Annotated in this window: 15 protein-coding genes; 6 read left to right on the forward strand and 9 right to left on the reverse strand. The window is 36.5% G+C overall.

The genetic code is table 11. The features are described from left to right. Positions 1-71: 71 nt before the first annotated feature. The gene (locus ABMA70_RS07415) at positions 72-884 is read left to right on the forward strand and encodes an HD-GYP domain-containing protein (RefSeq protein ID WP_103218858.1); all 813 of its coding nucleotides are present in this window, start codon (positions 72-74) and stop codon (positions 882-884) included. Here the strand turns inward: ABMA70_RS07415 and ABMA70_RS07420 are convergent. The 4 genes from ABMA70_RS07420 to ABMA70_RS07435 all read right to left on the reverse strand — a co-directional run bounded on the left by ABMA70_RS07420 (position 881) and on the right by ABMA70_RS07435 (position 6,852). Continuing rightward, a complete protein-coding gene (locus ABMA70_RS07420) occupies positions 881-2,371 on the reverse strand; it encodes a hypothetical protein (protein ID WP_392990709.1) in 1,491 nt (496 codons plus the stop codon). The genes ABMA70_RS07415 and ABMA70_RS07420 overlap by 4 nt on opposite strands. A gap of 93 nt (positions 2,372-2,464) precedes the next feature. Next, on the reverse strand, positions 2,465-3,355 hold the full coding sequence (locus ABMA70_RS07425) for a hypothetical protein (protein WP_392990707.1): 891 nt from the start codon (positions 3,353-3,355) through the stop codon (positions 2,465-2,467). After that, the gene (locus ABMA70_RS07430; protein ID WP_103218856.1) at positions 3,352-4,179 is read right to left on the reverse strand and encodes a DUF455 family protein; all 828 of its coding nucleotides are present in this window, start codon (positions 4,177-4,179) and stop codon (positions 3,352-3,354) included. Before ABMA70_RS07430 ends, ABMA70_RS07425 begins: the two co-directional genes overlap by 4 nt. A 6-nt stretch (positions 4,180-4,185) precedes the next feature. Further along, positions 4,186-6,852 carry a helicase-related protein gene (locus tag ABMA70_RS07435; protein ID WP_103218855.1) on the reverse strand — a complete coding sequence of 889 codons (2,667 nt, stop codon included), beginning with the start codon at positions 6,850-6,852 and terminating at the stop codon, positions 4,186-4,188. 111 nt (positions 6,853-6,963) lie between these two features. Here ABMA70_RS07435 and ABMA70_RS07440 point away from each other — a divergent pair, with 111 nt between their 5' ends. From ABMA70_RS07440 to ABMA70_RS07450, 3 genes are read left to right on the forward strand one after another with little or no spacing between them, the layout of a single operon-like run. Beyond that, complete coding sequence (locus ABMA70_RS07440; RefSeq protein ID WP_392990704.1) at positions 6,964-7,950, forward strand: NAD(P)H-dependent flavin oxidoreductase; 987 nt, start codon at positions 6,964-6,966, stop codon at positions 7,948-7,950. Between the two features lie 2 nt (positions 7,951-7,952). Continuing rightward, on the forward strand, positions 7,953-9,200 hold the full coding sequence (locus tag ABMA70_RS07445; protein WP_103218854.1) for an MFS transporter: 1,248 nt from the start codon (positions 7,953-7,955) through the stop codon (positions 9,198-9,200). Between the two features lie 22 nt (positions 9,201-9,222). Then, positions 9,223-10,278 carry a saccharopine dehydrogenase gene (locus tag ABMA70_RS07450; protein WP_103218853.1) on the forward strand — a complete coding sequence of 352 codons (1,056 nt, stop codon included), beginning with the start codon at positions 9,223-9,225 and terminating at the stop codon, positions 10,276-10,278. Positions 10,279-10,307: 29 nt separating this feature from the next. Here ABMA70_RS07450 and ABMA70_RS07455 read toward each other — a convergent pair whose 3' ends face one another. From ABMA70_RS07455 to ABMA70_RS07470, 4 genes are read right to left on the reverse strand one after another with little or no spacing between them, the layout of a single operon-like run. Then, positions 10,308-12,341 carry a M3 family metallopeptidase gene (locus ABMA70_RS07455; RefSeq protein WP_392990702.1) on the reverse strand — a complete coding sequence of 678 codons (2,034 nt, stop codon included), beginning with the start codon at positions 12,339-12,341 and terminating at the stop codon, positions 10,308-10,310. Between the two features lie 31 nt (positions 12,342-12,372). Next, on the reverse strand, positions 12,373-13,590 hold the full coding sequence (locus ABMA70_RS07460; protein WP_392990700.1) for an Npt1/Npt2 family nucleotide transporter: 1,218 nt from the start codon (positions 13,588-13,590) through the stop codon (positions 12,373-12,375). Further along, a complete protein-coding gene (locus tag ABMA70_RS07465; protein ID WP_103218850.1) occupies positions 13,590-14,177 on the reverse strand; it encodes a hypothetical protein in 588 nt (195 codons plus the stop codon). Before ABMA70_RS07465 ends, ABMA70_RS07460 begins: the two co-directional genes overlap by 1 nt. Further along, a complete protein-coding gene (locus ABMA70_RS07470; RefSeq protein ID WP_103218849.1) occupies positions 14,143-14,712 on the reverse strand; it encodes a metal-dependent transcriptional regulator in 570 nt (189 codons plus the stop codon). The genes ABMA70_RS07465 and ABMA70_RS07470 overlap by 35 nt, the downstream gene beginning before the upstream one ends. 238 nt (positions 14,713-14,950) lie before the next feature. Between ABMA70_RS07470 and ABMA70_RS07475 the strand changes: the two genes are divergently transcribed. Both ABMA70_RS07475 and ABMA70_RS07480 read left to right on the forward strand, forming a co-directional pair. Next, entirely contained in the window at positions 14,951-16,696 is a 1,746-nt protein-coding gene (locus ABMA70_RS07475; RefSeq protein ID WP_103218848.1) for a hypothetical protein, read from the forward strand. 16 nt (positions 16,697-16,712) lie between these two features. Next, entirely contained in the window at positions 16,713-17,099 is a 387-nt protein-coding gene (locus ABMA70_RS07480) for a thiol-disulfide oxidoreductase DCC family protein (protein WP_103218847.1), read from the forward strand. A 12-nt stretch (positions 17,100-17,111) separates the two neighbouring features. Here the strand turns inward: ABMA70_RS07480 and ABMA70_RS07485 are convergent, their stop codons facing one another. Further along, positions 17,112-17,792, reverse strand: coding sequence for a hypothetical protein (locus ABMA70_RS07485; protein ID WP_146037901.1), 681 nt, complete (start codon positions 17,790-17,792; stop codon positions 17,112-17,114). Positions 17,793-17,796: the final 4 nt, after the last annotated feature.

Consider the following 17,796-nt stretch of genomic DNA (forward strand, 5'->3'; position numbering starts at 1 on the left):
AGATTCCTTAAGAATGACCCGAAGAATTATTAGAATATGGGTATAACCCGACTGTAACACTAGGTCTTATAATGAAGAAGAGTAAAATCGTAAATTTGGGAGAGAGGCGTAAGAAAGCAAGTACTCGTAAAAGTACTGCGACAAAGAAGTCTCAATCCGCAGTCATCTCTGAAAAAACCGTTGTTAATTCAAGGGGTACAACTGATGATCCAACAAAAAGGCTAGAAGCTGAGAATAAAGCACTTAAGCTTGAGCAAAAGAAGATTTGCGAAATGGCCGCGAGAACAATTCTTCATGCACTAGATTGCAAAGACCACTACACTTACGGACATAGTACACGTGTTGCTTATTTTAGTTTAACACTTGGAAAAGAAATCGGACTTAATGAAGACGAATTATATGACTTAGAACTTTCTGCACTTTTCCACGACATTGGAAAAATTGGTGTACCAGATGAGGTTTTAAATAAGCCTTCAAGACTTACTGAAGACGAATTTCTTCAGATGAAAAGTCATCCAGAAAAATCATTTGAAATCCTCCAAGGATTTACTCATTTTGAAAAAGTCGCTACATTTGCAAAATATCACCATGAAAGATGGGATGGACGAGGATACCCTGAAGGACTTAAGGGTGAAGATATTCCATTATTCTCTAGAATTATTCTAATTGCAGATACTTTCGATGCAATGACTTCAACGCGTGTTTATCGTAAGGGACTAGACTACGAAGTTGCTTATGCTGAGCTTGAAGAATTCTCTGGATCACAATTTGACCCAGAGTTAGCACGAGCATTTGTAAGAGCGATGAAAAAAGAAGAAGCGAAACAAGAAAAAACGTTCACGCTTACAATCATCGACGGCCTCTTTAAGAAAGACGCCGCCTAATTACAATTTGGCGTTTCAGCAACAGTATTAATATAATACATCTGTAAAGTTCTACAGTCGTACTCTGATGCTAAAACCTTAGAGGTTGCACATTCGTTAGGTTTCCCTTCTTGTAGTGCCCATTTCATATTAGCTTCACACTTAAGATAGGCTTTGCGATCAACACATGCCCAGTGTTTTCCTTTACAATTATATACTAGACCTTGGCCAAACTCTGTATACTTAGGAGGCTCAACATACTCTAGTCTTTCAACAACCTCTTTCTTTTCCTCTTCCAACTTATCAACAATTTTATCAAGTTGATTATCAAGAGAATCTGACTTCACATCATCTTCATCTTTTTCTCCAAAACTACCTGTAGTATCGACCTGCGTTTGAGGAACGACAATGGGCTCAGGATTAACTTCTGTATTCTTCTCTCCCACATCTAATACTGTCTCTTCAACTTTTTCCTCAACTTGAGGTTCCGTTATTGTTTCAACTGGTGCTACTGCAGGTTCTTCAACTTGCGGCTCAGGCTGTACCTGTGGCACTGGCTCTGGTTGAGGCGCTGGTTCAGGTTGAGTCTCTGGTTGAACAGAAGGCTGAGTTTCAGCTTGTTGTGATTGAGCATTTTGAGTCTCTTGTACTTGTTGAGACTGTTCCGTCGTTTGCTCTTGAGCCTTCTTTGGCTTCTTCTTACGAGGCTTTTTCTGTCTCTTTACTGGTGGGACTTCCGGAACTTCATTGTCACTCTCATCTGTTAAAACAAATTGATCTATGGCAAGGAGAACAACTGCAACAATTAAGACAAGCTTAATTAACTTACTCTTATCAGAGTCCTTTTTCTTATTTTCATCTTCATCTTCATCATCCTCGTCTTCGTCTTCATCTTCGTCATCTTCGTCGGCATCATCTTCTTCACCGTTATCTTTTTTTGAAGACTTTTTCTTAAGCATTTTAGCCAGGAATGGAAGTTGCTTTTCTAAAAACGACTTTTCTTCTTCATCGTCTTCATCTTCATCCTCATCTTCGTCATCACGATCTTCTTCCTCATCTTCTTCCTCATCTTCATCAGAAGATTTTTTCTTAAAGAGCTTTGCTATTGACGGAAAGTTTTTGGATAGAAATGATTCCTCGTCGTCTTCATCTTCATCATCTTTATCTTCATCATCTTCATCATCTTCATCTTCGTCGTCATCTTCGTCGTCATCTTCGTCGTCATCATCATCTTCTTCATCCTCATCAACATTTTGAGGCTCAGACATAACGACTTCATCATCTGATCCAGAATCATACTCATCTTCTTCTAATTCAGTATCGACCAACTCTTTTGCGCCAGGAATTTTAACATCTGTTGATGTTGCATCATCAAAATCCGAATCATCCTCATCCTCATCTTCATCAGATTCGAATTCATCTTCTTCAAATTCTTCAAGTAGCTCTTCGTCTTCCTCCGACTTTTTAAGCTTACCTTTCATCTTGTCAAAAAATCCCTTCTTGGCCACAAGTACTCCTAATCTAAACCAAAGAACTCTTCCATTTTACTGTATAATTGAAGATCTACGAAGGAATATTATCTATTTAGCATTCTTGCCCAACTACTTAAGTCGGTTATAGTAGCAAATATTTTTTACGAATGAAGGAGAAAGGATAAGTGAATCTTTATTCAAATACTGTTTATCACCAAAATGAAGAGTTCCCTCTCCAAGTATTTTAGTAACATTGAATATTACTTCACCCATCGTGCGACGATAATTTAATTCAACAAGGGGGCAAAGTTTTAACGTCCCCTCTTCATCTTCATAAATCATATTGTCGAATTGGATCTTAGAAATCTCTGAATTTGGTAGATTAGACTGAATTAAGTCTATCGTTGAATTTAGGTTGAACTTAACATCTAAATCAGAAAGAGATATTAAACGTCCACCTTTGAATTGACCTTTTGAATTCGTAAAATTTTCTACGATGTAATACTCTCTAGTTTTTAGATTATAGGTAACGCCAAAAGTTTTTTTTACATCAACATATTTAGACAATACACCAGGATAACTTACACGCGAAAGATCTTCTTTATTCTGGATTAACCTATTACCTATCCCTGAAAATGTTTGATCCGGCCGATAAAATTTAATCTCATTTAAAACCACATCATCTTTTGACCTAATGATCATATCCTCAAGAGGCCTATGCCAACTGGCAAGCCAACATTTTGAATTTAGAGTTTTTGCTAAATCAAAGTCAGTAAGATCTCCCCACCAATTTTGGTATTCTTTAAGATCATTCGTTGTTTCCGATCTAATAAATCCTAGTGTCGATAAATGACTAAGATATTCAGTAGAATAGGCCAGTTTTGTACATAAAATATTTTCACCGGAATCATTAACGAGAAAAAAAATATATTCTAATTCACTTAGGTATTTATCATTTTTTAGATTAGGATTATTGGCAGCGAGAGCAGCATCAAAGTCGAGATTAACACGATATTTCACTTCCATTCCTTGCGGTTTGTTACAATGAATTCGTCTTTAAAATTTTCAATACGAGAAATGAAGTCATTATCCATTCCTGTTCTCACACGCCCTTCTCTATCAAAGATCATTCCTTTAGCTCGGGCTGGAGATAAAAGATCAGGAAGAGACTGGACGTAAAATTCCCAAAGATTACTTTGATCACGCCATTTGTTTAGCCAATGAACTCCAAAACCAACATGTGAAATCTCATCTTCGTAAACTACATTAAGAATAGCTGCTGATTTCTTATCATCAACACCTTGAAAAATATCTCGATAAAACTTAGCAAAGTCTAAATTGGCCGCTTCAAATGTCAGGGCCATTACCGCAAAGTATTCTTCAAAGCTTGTAATCTTTTGCATCTGTCGCCAAAAGAAGTCATTTACGGGTAGATCGCCAAAGTCGATACCAAAGTCATTCATTCTCTTGCGATAGAGATTGAAATGTTTAATTTCGTCATCAATTGTTTGAAGTAAGCCTGAAGCAATTCTTTTATATTGAGATTTATCTTCGATAGGGATGTACATTAGTGCTGTCGCCATCATTTCAATGGCCAATAGTTCATGATTAGCAAAGAAGTGCAACGCCATGGCCTTCTTTTCATCCAAGTGAAAGCTTCCTCTTTTTGGAAACTTAATCTGCTCAGCAGAAAATGAGATCTTCCCCTCTCTAGATGGATGAAGATCTTTTATACCATCTTTAGTTTTAAAATAATTGAGATCCGTAACAACATCAGAAGTTGTTAACTTATCTTCAAGAAATGGAGATTCTAGCAATAACTTTGCGTATTCGTAAGTATTCATTAAACTCTAACGTTTAGGACTAGTATTTTTTCTCTTACGACTTACATTTCTTTTTCGACTCTGTCCAGGACGCCCATTTCCTTTGAAATTTCTTCCTGTAGACCCCTTAGAAGCTCCTTGCTTACTGCCAGGTTTACCTTTGAATCGCCCACCACCTGGTTTGCGACGGTTAGTCTTGCGTTTCTCAAAGCATTCTTCACAAATTGGAAAGCGTGAGTCTTCAGGTAACTTAACACTACAAGAAGAACATCTAGCAATAATCTTTTGTGAAAGAAGTTCATTTAGTTGGTCGATTGCAAGTTGCTTATTATTAAGAAGTTCAACTTCTGAATAAACGAAGTTCTTATTGTTGAAGTGCCTTGATAACCATTGATAAAGCTCAACACACTTGATTGATGTCTCTAGATAATCAATATCATTAGAGCCATATTCAATTGGCTCACATGGAATTCCTTCCATATTAACGTACTTATGAAGAATCCAGTTGTAGAATTGAACATGATCCATTAACCCAAGGTTTACTGGAGCACAAGCAAATCCGAAGATTTCAGCATCCGTAAGTATTCCATTCGAATCAGCGTCTTCTACCATTTCAGCAAGCTCAATCATCTCCTTCATATCTACGCAGTAGAAAGGAGCCTGGAAAGTCATCGTGTTAAACAGACGAAGAAATTCCGAAAGCTTAAGCTTTGGTAAGTTATTATCGATTAGGGCCTTATTAACCTGATTAAAGATATCAAGGTCAGGTCCAACCATACACTGATCACTTTGTTCAAGAGTCGCACTCAAGGCTTCATTGATTGACTCAATTCCATCTTCTACTTTCCTCAGACAAGTAACTGTTCCGCGTGGGAACCTTTGAAAACGTCCTGCTCGTCCACCAATTTGTTTAATCTCACTAATCGAAATATCATGTTGGTGACCATCAAAGAACTTAGAAAGTGTTGAGAACACTACCCTTTTAATTGGAAGGTTCATTCCCATTGCAATTGCATCAGTTGACACGATTACATCAGTTTCACCTTGATCAAACTTACGTGCTTGTTCACGACGAACTTCTGGAGAAAGCCTTCCATAAACAATCGAAACCTTATAACCTAAGCGTTCAAGATCTCTTTTATGTCTTAGAGCATTCTTTCTAGAAAATACAATAAGAGCGTCATTTTTTTGCATATCAGCTAAAACAATTGGATGTCTTTCTACTGATAACTCAGTCATACGAGTATATTCATTGATGATTAGTTCATCACCACATAGATCAACAATCACTTTTACAAGATCAAGTGCTGAAGCATCACCACAAAGGTGTACCTCATCGGCCATAATATTAACAAGTGCTCTTGTCCATGCCCAACCACGTGAAGGATCAGTGATCATTTGAATTTCATCAATTACACAACAATCGAAAACCTCTTGTAATCGTGCCATTTCAATTGTCGAAGAGTAATGTGTCGCACCCTCTCTCTCAATAACCTCTTCACCAGTAAGAAGTGTTGTTACAGCACCTTTTGCATTAAGTGTATCGTAAAGTTCTGCAGCTAGAAGTCTAAGAGGTGCTAGATAGCAACCTTTAGGAACTGTCGATAGCTTTTCAATTGCGTGATAAGTTTTCCCCGAGTTAGTCGGCCCCATATGATAGACAATCTTTCTCTTCATCTGTCTTGCTGAAGAGTGAACCCAGAATTCCCCAAGATACTCTTGAAGAATTGTCGAAGAAACGTCTTTCTTTTTTAAAATGATAATTGATTTAACAAATTTCTTAAATTCTCGTTCTAGATATCTTTCATTTCTCCAGTAGTGAGTTGAAAGAGAACGATAAAATTTATCATATTCCGCATTAGTAATAAGATCAGTACTAAGCTCATTGGCTTCTAGGTATTGATCGAATAGCATGCTTACATTTCGACGATGTAATGAAGCGAGCTCTGACGGATAAGCAAATTCCGATTTAAAGTATTGTTTAACCTGATTCTCTAAACGATTTAGAGAAGATCTTTTGATTGTATTTCTTAGTTTATAGAAATTCTTATCTAGTGTTTTTTGTAGATTAAAGACTAGATCTGAAACAACATGGATTCCATTATCAATCTCTTCTTTAATTTGTTCTTTAGTTGATTCAATCAACTCAACACAGCTTTCATAAACTGAGTCTCGTAATAGTGCTCTAAAATCATTAACACATTTAATACACTGACACTTAAGCTCACTGATTTTGTGTTTTGTTAAATCAATATCTGAGCGAATGAAAGTTTGCGTTGCCTCGTGATGATTTAATACTTTCTGTCCCCACTCATAAAATGTCTTTTCATGAAGTGAAAGAATATTTTGCGAGAGTCCACCATCTTGACCAAAAAAGATTGCTTCATTCTCAGGAATCATACAGTCGTCAATAAAAATAAGATCGAGGATATTATCTTGCTTGATTAATAAATTAAAATTAGTGAAGTCTTTGTTAAAGAAATAAACTAAAGATGGATTCTCATCAAAAATAGTCCATAATTTTGTTAACGTTGACTCTAAAAAGCCAAGAACGACGAGTGCATCTTCACTGGCCCTTACATAACTATCGTCATCGGAAAAATTATTGACCTTAATAATTGTTTTACGTTCTGTTTCTATGTTTTCTCGAATTGCTGAGAAGTCAGGTAGCTTATTTATTTCTTGTGAGCTCATTCTCTAAGAGTACGTTGAGGGAAGAAATTGTGCAAGTAATCTTAGGTGTTAAATACAAAAAAATGCATTATAATTGAGCTATAAAAATATATACAGAAAAATGGATTGCATATGATGAAAACATGGCTAACAGAAACTTTTAATATCAAATACCCAATTATTATGGCCCCAATGTTCCTTGTAACTAGTATCGATATGCTGGTTGAGGCTTCTAAGGCAGGTATTATGGGTTGTATCCCTGCTCTTAACTGGCGTACTCCAGAAGAGTTTGAAGAAGGACTAAAAGAATTAAAAGAAAGATGTGAAGGTCCTTTTGGAATCAATATCATTGTAAATCAGTCAAACATCCATATGCACAAGCAAATTGAGCTTTGCGCGCAGTATGCTCCAGACTTCATTATCACATCACTTGGAAATCCAAAAGAGGTTATCGAAAAGTGTCGTCCAAAAGGAACTAAGATAATTTGTGATGTCGTTGATCTTAAATATGCACAAAAAGTTCAAGACCAAGGAGCTGATGCAGTAATTGCAGTAAACTCTGGTGCCGGGGGACACGCGGGACCAACACCAGCAAGTATTCTCGTTCCACTACTTAAAAAGAACTTAAATATACCAGTTATTTCAGCTGGAGGTATTGCAACAGGATCGGGCCTCTTTAGTATTATGGCCCTAGGATGCGAAGGTGTTTCAATCGGTTCTCCATTCATTGCGACGAAAGAATCAATCGTATCTGATGCTTATAAAGAAGCAGTCGTTCAATATGGTGCTAAAGATATTGTCATGTCCAATAAAATTTCAGGGACGCCTTGTACAGTTATCAACACTCCTTACGTGCAAAAGATTGGAACTGAACAAAATGTTATTGAAAAGGCCATGAGCAAAAATAAGAAGCTTAAAAAGTATGCGAAAATGCTTACTGGTTACAAAGGAATGAAAGCTGTTGAAAATGCGGCTTTTGGTGCCACATACAAAACAGTTTGGGTTGCCGGACCTTCAATTGAATTCATTACAAAGATTGAAACTGTTAAAGAAATTGTTGATCGAATTGTTTCTGAATTTGAAACATCTGTTGAAGAATTTTTAGCTAAAAGATCCTAATTATGTTCAAGCTTCCTAAGGTTTTACGCTATCAAAATTTTAGAAGGCTTTATATTGCAGGACTAACATCCGAGCTAGGCTCGTTTGTGTCAGAGACTGCACTAATGCTTTTAGTATTTGAGTTATCAAATCATAACAAAAGTTATCTTGGTGCAGCTCGAGCAGTATTTCTCTTCTTTTTAACAATCGGAAATTTAATTGGTGGTGTTATTGGAGAAAAATACAATCGAAAGAATGTTCTCCTTTTCACAAACTACATTAGAATTCCAATAATTTTTACGATCATCTTCGCTAAGACTCCAGAAGTTGTCATCCTTTGCGATGGCCTCATTGCTCTCTTCACTGGAATGTATAATCCAACAAGACAAGCTATGGTTAACGACATTGTCCCTCAAAAAGACATGAATCGAGCGAATGCCCTATTCGGTTCTGCCTTTGCAGTACTTCACATGATTGGCCCATTTCTTGGTGCCACTATGTTTACGGCCTTTGGTGGAATCAAGGAAGTTATTGCTCTAGATTTCCTAACATATATTGTTGGTATTTATTTTATTATGAGCCTTACCTATAACCCTCCAAGACAGGAAGGAAATAGTGAAAACTTTCTGTCTGAAATAAAAAATGGAATTAAATATGCCAGAACGCAAAAGGAACTTTTTGCTGTCATTTCAAATGTCATCATCGAAGGACTTGTTCTTGGTTTTATGTTTCCACTAATACTACCTTACCTAACAGAAACACTTGGAGCTACGAAACAAGACTATGGGATAGGGCTTGCTCTCTTTGGTCTAGGCGGACTATTTGGGGGATGGGCAAGCTCGACTATTCTAAAAGAGAAACCAGTTGGAAAGATAATTATTGCGGCCCTATACATTGAACCACTTCTCATGGCGCTTTGGTTATATGCTGCTTCATATACAGCAACACTGGCAATTTTCTTTGTTTGGGGATTTGTTGTCTTTGTACGTATTACAAATCAACTAAATTATGTTTCATTAAAAGTAGAAACAAAATATCTTGCAAGAATTTTTGCCTTACTAGATTTAGGTTTTGTTGTTCCAAATATTTTAGGAGGGATTATCCTAACATTTATTGGAAATCAATTTGCAACTGAAGAGATTTTAATCGTCGTTTGTATCGCTTTCTGTGCTCTCATTTTTCCTCGAATGCTATTTTCTGATATGAAAGCACTATTTAACTTAAATAACGAAACTGTCGATAGGGATACATCAATACAAGATCAAATCTAATTTAAAGACAAGGTTATATAGTATGACAACAATATGGTTAAGAGATGAGGATAAAGCATTTGAAAAAAGAACTCCTCTAACACCAGAAAATGCAAAAAAGCTGATCGATGCCGGCTATAAAGTTATCGTTGAGAAATCACAGGATAGAATCTTTCCAATAGAAGAATATGAAAAGCTAGGTTGTGAAATTAAAGAAAGTCACGCATGGATAACAGATGCTCCAATAAGCGATGACGTCTTTATTCTAGGTTTAAAAGAATTGAAAGAAACGGATGAGTTTCCACTAAAGCACAATCATATCTACTTTGCCCATATCTATAAAGGTCAGCATGGAGCTGAGCAAGTTTTTGATCGCTACAGTAAAGGCGGTGGAACATTATTTGATCTTGAATTCTTGCTTAATGAAGACAATAGACGTGTTGCGGCCTTCGGTTACTGGGCCGGATATGTAGGAGCAGCACTTAGTGTTGAAAACTTTTTTTCAGACTCACCAGCACCCTTAAAGCACTATTCCTCTAAAGAAGAGTGGCTTAAAATTATTAACAATAAAAGACAGGGTAAGCGCAACCCTTGTACTTTTATTATTGGCGCCCAAGGGCGTTGTGGAAGCGGAGCAAGAGAGCTACTTTCAGATCTTGAACTAGAGTCAATTAATTGGGACGTAGAAGAAACTAAAGTAGGTGGACCATTCGATGAAATCATTAACGCTGATATTTTCATCAACACAGTTCTTATGACAAAGAAGATTGCTCCTTTTCTTGATAAAGCGATTATGGAGAGGAATGAGAAGCTTTCACTTATTTGTGATGTTAGTTGTGATCCAAATAGTGATCTAAATCCAATCCCAGTTTATAATGTCCATACAACTTGGGATAAACCACTTCACCGTATAGAAAGTTCAATTGATCACGAGTGTAATATTATTGCAATTGATAACCTTCCTTCGGCCTTACCTAAAGAGAGTTCAATTGACTATTCAGATCAATTGATTCCTCACCTCTTAGAGCTTAAGAATGCGAAGGATTACTATACTTGGTATCATGCTAAAGAAATTTTCGAAAATAAAAAAGGCTCCTAAAAAGGAGCCTTTGCTTTATTCGTTAAGGGCTAGATAAGACCACCACGTCTAAGTAGTGCATCAACCTCTGGCTCACGTCCACGGAATCTCTTATAAAGATCCATTGGGTGCTCTGAACCACCTTTTTCTAGGATATTTTCTCTAAAGCGATCAGCAATCGTTGTGTTAAAGATCCCTTCTTCAAGGAATAATTCAAACGCATCTGCATCAAGAACTTCTGCCCATTTGTACGAGTAGTAACCTGCAGAATATCCACCAGCAAAGATGTGCCCAAATGATGTTGAAGTCATCACACCTGGTACTCTTGGAAGAAGATCAACATCTTGAGTTGCAAGTTTTTCAAATTCCTCAACACTTGTAATCGTTGATGGATCACCTGAGTGCCATGCCATATCAAGTAGTCCAAGACTTAATTGACGAACAGTGTGACGTCCTTCTCCAAAGTTTGAACTATCTTTTAGTTTTTGTACTAATTCTGCTGGAATTAACTCTCCAGTTTCATAGTGCTTAGCAAATAGATCAAGACATTCTTTTTCAAATGCCCAGTTTTCCATAATTTGAGATGGAAGCTCAACGAAGTCCCAGAATACGTTTGGACCAGAAAGCATACGGTACTGACACTTAGTTAGAATACCGTGAAGTGCGTGACCAAATTCGTGGAATAGAGTTGTTACTTCATTAAATGTTAGAAGTGATGGCTTCGTTGTTGTTGGCTTTGTAAAGTTACATACGTTTGCAATATGTGGACGTACATCTTCTCCATTTTGAACATATTGTTCTCTAAAGGCTGTCATCCATGCTCCACCACGCTTTGAAGCACGTGGGAAGTAGTCACCATAAAATAGAGAAATGAAGTTTCCATCACGATCAGTGATTTCATAAGTCATTACATCTTGGTGATACTTTGGAATATTAGAAACTTCTTTAAAGTTAAGTCCATAAAGTTTTGTTGCAACTTCAAAAACACCATTTAAAACATTTTCTAATTTAAAGTATGGCTTAAGCATTTCATCATCAATACTATATCTTTCTTTCTTAAGCTTCTCGTAATAGTACATATAGTCCCAAGAAGCGAAATCTTCGATACCATCTTGTTCTTTTGCATAAGCTTTAATTTCATCCATATGCTCAATCGCTGCAGGCATTGCTTTATCTTTAAGCTGATTTAGAAGATCAAAAACGTTTTGTGCACTCATGGCCATACGTTCTTCAAGAATATAATCGGCGTGGCTTTTATATCCAAGAATTCCAGCTCTTTCATAACGAAGCTGTGCAATTCTTTTTACATTTTCTTGGTTATCAAGCTCGTCACCCTTGGCACATTTTGTACCAGAAGCGATTGTCATTTTCTTACGTAGCTCACGATTTTGTGAGTAAGTAATGAAGGGACCAAAGCTTGGGTAATCAAGAGTAAATACCCATTTACCCTCATGACCTTTTTCAGTTGCTGTCATCGCAGCAGCTTCAATAAGTCCTTCAGGAAGACCAGCAAGATCTTCTTTATTATCAAGTATCATTTCAAACTTATTAGTTTCTTTTAAAAGGTTATCTGAGAACTCAAGTCCTAATTTTGAAAGTTCTTCATCGATCTTTCTAACTTTGTTCTTATCTTCTTCACTTAATAAAGCACCGTTTCTAACGAAGCCCTTATAAATCTTTGAAAGAAGTGTCATTTGCTCAGCATTTAAGTCTTCATTTTCTTTGTTATCGAAAACAACTTTTACTTTTGCGAATAGATCAGCGTCAAGATTAACGTCATTTCCGTGAGCTGTTAAAAGAGGAGAGAATTCTTTTGCAATTTCATTCATCTCATCATCTGTGTTTGCAGACTTTAGGTTAAAGAAGATCATTGAAATATCTTCAATTGCACTCCCTGAATTTGCATACGGCTCAATGATATTTGCAAATGTAAGTTCTCCATCAAAGCTTTTAATCGCTTCGATTTCTTCTTTGTGCATTTTAATTGCTTCACGAATTGCCGGCATGTAATGCTCATTCTTGATTGTATCAAATGGTCTTGCACCATGTGGATTTGTGAATTTTTCTAATAATGGATTAGACATATAAACTCCTAAATGAATTTTATTAAAGACATTACTCTGAACGAAACTTAATGGCCATAAAGGCCGCTAGAACTAGCCAAAGTAACACTGATATTATTAGCATATTTTGGGTAAAAGCCAAACTCGTAAACACTAAGAGTAGAGCTGAAATACCCATTTTTGACGCACGATACACAACCATATCCACGATATACTTGGCCCCGTACTTTTGTTCTTTACTCAAAGGGAAGTAAAGCATCTCCTTGGCGGCCGAAAAGATTGAATAATCAAGTCCTTTAAAGCCTACAAATAATATTGCTGTCCCCAGTAAACCCAAGTACTCCAATCGATCAAGTAAGATTAATACAAGATAAACAAATGGTATGAAAATATGTACAGTAGAAACTTTAAAGTATTTAAAAGCGATTGGAATAATAACGATTTGGACAATTAAGGATATCGCATTAATCGATGAATATATATTTCCAAGATATGCACCTTTTTCGTTAGCATCCTTAAATATCTCTAGACCTAGATTGAACTTATAATTTGCAAGATTAATTACCACTTGAGAAAGAATAATTAGTCCACAAATGAAGAACACATAGAGCTTCTTATCGGCAAGTGATGTTATTGGAGACTTTTCTTTAAGTGCTAAATATTGTTTTTGTGTAAGACTAAATATAACAATAACTAAAGACAAAACTAATAAACCACTTGAAGCCGCATAGTAAACCCCCACGCCCTTCATAAGTTTAGTAGTAAGTAGCCCTCCTAAAATTCCCCCTAAGGAGCCGAGAGCACCAAGTGGCCCATAGACAAGTTTGGCAACTTTGACGTCAATGACAGAATTTAAATAACCAAGTGATAAATGAACGACAAGAATAATATAGACTTCTTTCCAAACAGCGAAAACACCACTTCCAATATGATGGCCACTACCATGAACAATTAAGGCTCCTCCCATTAGAACGAGTGAGACTGCCACAATAGAATTAAAAATTTTTGCTATTGAAAAATGCTTTTGAAGTTCATTAATGATACTGACACTAAATCCTAAGAACAACACAGAAGACAGCCAAATCCAAGGCGTACTCTTTGCTCCATAGCTTTGAATAAATAAAGCTGTTGAGCTAGAGCGAATCATTGGATATGAAAAAAACGCTATAAATAAAGTGAATGTTACTAAGAGAATATTTTTCTTCTCAGATGTTGAAAGACCAAAAAGACCCGCATTTATCTCTTTAACGGCCGTTATAATATTTTTCATTATTCAATCACCATAAGAGAATATTCTTTATTCTCAAGCTTTGTAAGTGAAGTTAAATCAACCCATTTACCCAAATTAAAAGTAAGTGAAGTTAGTTGATCTTTATTAGATTTACTTCTTAGATCAAGAAGGTACACACTACCTTTTTTTGAACAAGTAGCGTAATAGTGCTCACCACCAAAATCAATTTCAAAGCGATTCCCTTCGGAACTGATAATATCAGAAATTTGCTCATTAACTTTATCCTTAAGTTTTGTGACCTCTTTCAATCGAAATTTGCACATATCTTGGGTGTATAGGGATAAAGAGCTTTTCTCTAGCTGCTTAGGAAAATACTTATTCACAAGCTTACGAAATAATTCCTGACGGTAAGATTTAACTTCAAGATTTAAGCAATTCTTATGAGAATCAATTTTTATCTTTTCACCATCAATCACATATTTCATAAGATCCATACGAATCGTATGAATTGGTCGACTTCTGTTAAAGCAGTATTCAGTGGCGGATGCTGAAGATAGTTCTAAAATAAAAAGAACTAAAAGAACAAAGAATTTATGCGTCTTTTTCTTCTTGTAAGTACGTATCACCCTTTTGACCTTCCATGAATTCTTCAGCCGTCTTGTAGTCACAAAGACTTAAAGTTGTCTGAAAATTAAACCCTTTAGGAAGTTTACCACTTTTTGCAAGATCGTCACATGAGCAAGAAAGTGTCTTCATGAATTCAAAGAATTTTGTACTAGTTTCCTCACTTAAAAGGTGTTCGATCATGCATGAATCTTTTTCTGCAATCTCTTCTGAAACACCAACAAAGTCTTTAAGGAAATAATAAAGAAGTGTACGAGAAGTTAAAGTCTTGTGAACTTCATCGTGTCCGTTATCTGTTAAAAGAAGAAACTTTGTATCATCTTCTTCTTTTACAAGATTACGTTTTTTAAGATTATTAAGAGCTGTAGAAACAGAACCCTTTGTTAAACCTAAATCTTTGGCAATATCAGTAACTCGAGCATAACCTTTTTCTTCTTTTAGCTTATGAATTGCTAAAAGGTAGTGAACCATAGAGTGAGATAGCTCAGCTTCACGTGGTTTTTTGTCAGTTGTAGTATCTTTTGATGTATTGGCCATGATATTTCTCACTAATTAGGTTATGCCTTTAATCTAGCAATTTCAGGTATTTTTGGCAACCAAAGCTCAATCGAAGATGCCCCAAATAATGTGCATCACTTTTCTCACATTCCCAACTAAGGCAAGCACGTAACCTACTGATTTCACATATTTTTTCATGAGGCATATATTACAGACCTCCCGACTATCACCACAGCGTGTTAAAATCATAAAGAATCTAAATAATTGGGGTTAGCTAATGTTGAGGCCAAAATCAAAAATATTCACAACTCTCGTGGTGCTATTATTAGTAACGTGTTCATTTACGTCATATGGACAAGATTCTAATTACGAAGCGCCATCTGAAGCTGATGTAGCAGCTGGGAATGTCACGGACAGAGAAAAGTATACAATGGATAATTACACTCATGCAGGCTATCAGCAAAGAGAAGCCGACGAGAAGTGGGCCGAAGAATGTGGTAGCTCTCAAGAGTGTGAAAATATAAGAAAGGGTGGCGATGCAACTGATGGTGAGAAATTCATGGGAATGTCACCATCAATGTTTAAGGCCGTTGGTCAAGCCTACTCGATTATTATGCCGGCCATGTCACAAGCTGGTGGTGGCGGAAAGTTTAACGAAATAGATGTTGTCACAAAGAAGGATGTTGCCTCTAAATATAAAGAAAAAGGAATTTCATTCAACGAAAATGGCAAGGCCGAAGCAATGGCCGACTCCAAAGCATCACCAGATGATGTAAAAGCTGCACAATCAGAACATGACAAAGCGAGAGAAGAAGAAGGTACTGATTACTGCCAATATATTCCTATGGGGGCTGAAGTTATTGCACGAGTTACTCAACAAAAGAGTGATGAGTTTGCACTAGCAACAGAGCCAGATGTTGAGAATGCTCAAAGCCAGGCCCTTTATAAACAGGCACGCTCTCACCGCGATCGTCAAAAGTCTGTTGATATTCAAAGAAAAGGATGGGGAGCGACGACAGTATGCTATGTTACCTCAATGGCCACAATGGGTGGATTCACAAGTGGTTGGAGTAACTGGGTTAAGCTTGGAGCTTCGACACTTATGACTAGTTACTATATGTGGGAACACAAAATGCACGGCGATGCTGCTGATAAATTAAATAATGTAGCTAATAAACTAAGTGGTAAAGGAAAGTGTAACCCTGTTTCAGATCGTGACTGTTACTGTAGTCAACCAGAGACAATGAATGACGTTAAGTACTGTTATCCGCAAATTAGACAAAGAACTGCTCAAAATAATAACTGGCAAGTTACTTGTGTTGATAATAATGTAAAAGAAGACCTGAACTGTACTTGTCGCCAAACAAATACATGTCTCGATTCTAGAATTTCTGCAAAGATCAATGGAATGCACATTCCAGGTGGCCTAGGAACTAGTCTTGATGATTTCTACAAAATGACAAATGGTATTTCGACTCCAGGAGATAGTTCAAACAACTTTAATGCTACTGCTGGAAAGATCTTTGCTATCGCTAATGACAAGCTTAAAGATGGACTTAGCAAGGTTACTCTTCCAGATAGCTACAAGAAAAAAGACCCGAAGATTGCTGAAGGACTTAGACAACTTGGTTTTGACGGAGCAGTAGCAAATGCGATGTCAGCAACACCAGAAACTAACGAAAGTAAGTCAGCAGAGGCAAAACTTAAATCTCGAGCTTCGGGACTAAGAGGAAAAGTAGGCAAGTATACTGCTTCTTATAAACCAAAAGATAATGGCCTTTACTTTAGAGGCGGAAGCGGTCTCGATAATAAAAAGAAGAAAAAGAAGACTGCGACTAATCCATATGCTCACCTACTTAAGAAGAAAGTGAAAGACAATGCTAATACAAGTGCAGAGATATTAGATTTCTCTCAAAGAGCACAAAAAAATGCAGGTATCACTAAAGATAAATCTAGTAATATTTTTGAGATCATATCAAGAAGATATCGTTACTCAGCAACTAAGAAATTAGGAGCACAATAAATAAAAGGTTGTTTTCATGGAAGAAAATTACAAATTACCACTTCTCATTTTCGATGATGAATGCCCACTATGTGTTAGGTTCAAGGACTCCCTTGCTCGCTTAGAAGACGCAAAATCAGTTAACTTTGTCAGTGTTAACGATGATAAACTCTATCAAGTACACCCTCAACTCAACAAAGAAGAGTGCCAAGAAGTAGTCCACTATATAACAAGTGATAGTAAGATTCTAAAAGGTGATGAAGTGATCACTCACCTAGCCAAACTCTATCCTCTTGTTAATAAATTTAGCTGGCTAATCGAAAGCAATATGGGACAAAAGGCAACAAGCTACTTTCATAAGACAACAAATGCATATAGAAGAATGCTTAAAAGAAAATGTCCAAGTTGCGTAAAGCACGCTTAGCTAATAGAAAGACTAGCGAACTAAACTTCGACGAGAAAACATACTGCGGTTAAATGGCTCTAATGTTAGGGCCGTTAAAACCCAAGTCAAACAAAACTCAGCAAATTGCACCTTATTCTCGCTTGGAATATAAAGTGTAATCACTAATAGAATCATAAAACTTAAAATATGAGTGGCCTTCGGTACCGGTAGAGCAAATTTATCGATAAATTGCTTGGCCTTCTCAACTTTACAATATGAAAAAGGAACAGCAAAAAGATAGATAAACAGGATTACTCTTAACGATAAGTTCCAAGACTCATGTGAAACTCCACGGGCAATAAGCCAATTTTGAAAGTTAGTTTCAAGAAGGACACTATTAATATCTCTAAACATCTCAGGTGAGTGCCAACCAAAAACACGTTGCCCCCAACTAACCTCTTCTAGTGCACAGATCACATAGAAGACACCTTGAGTACTTAACATAATAAGAAATTTACGATCTCTAAACTTTGCTAGAACTTTTCTGCGATAGAAGTAGCCAAATGAAATGAGACAAAGCCCTACGAAAGTAAACCACTCGAGTAGTCCATTTTGAGCACTTAGTACTTTATCAAAATAAGCTAAATCAGTTCTTGATATATATAAGCTATAAATACCAACAACTAAGATAACAAAGAATGAGATATATTCAGTCCATTTAACTTTAAACATAAGA

The sequence above is a fragment of the Halobacteriovorax sp. XZX-3 genome, assembly GCF_043196495.1.
In the GTDB taxonomy this organism is placed as follows: Bacteria; Bdellovibrionota; Bacteriovoracia; order Bacteriovoracales; family Bacteriovoracaceae; genus Halobacteriovorax_A.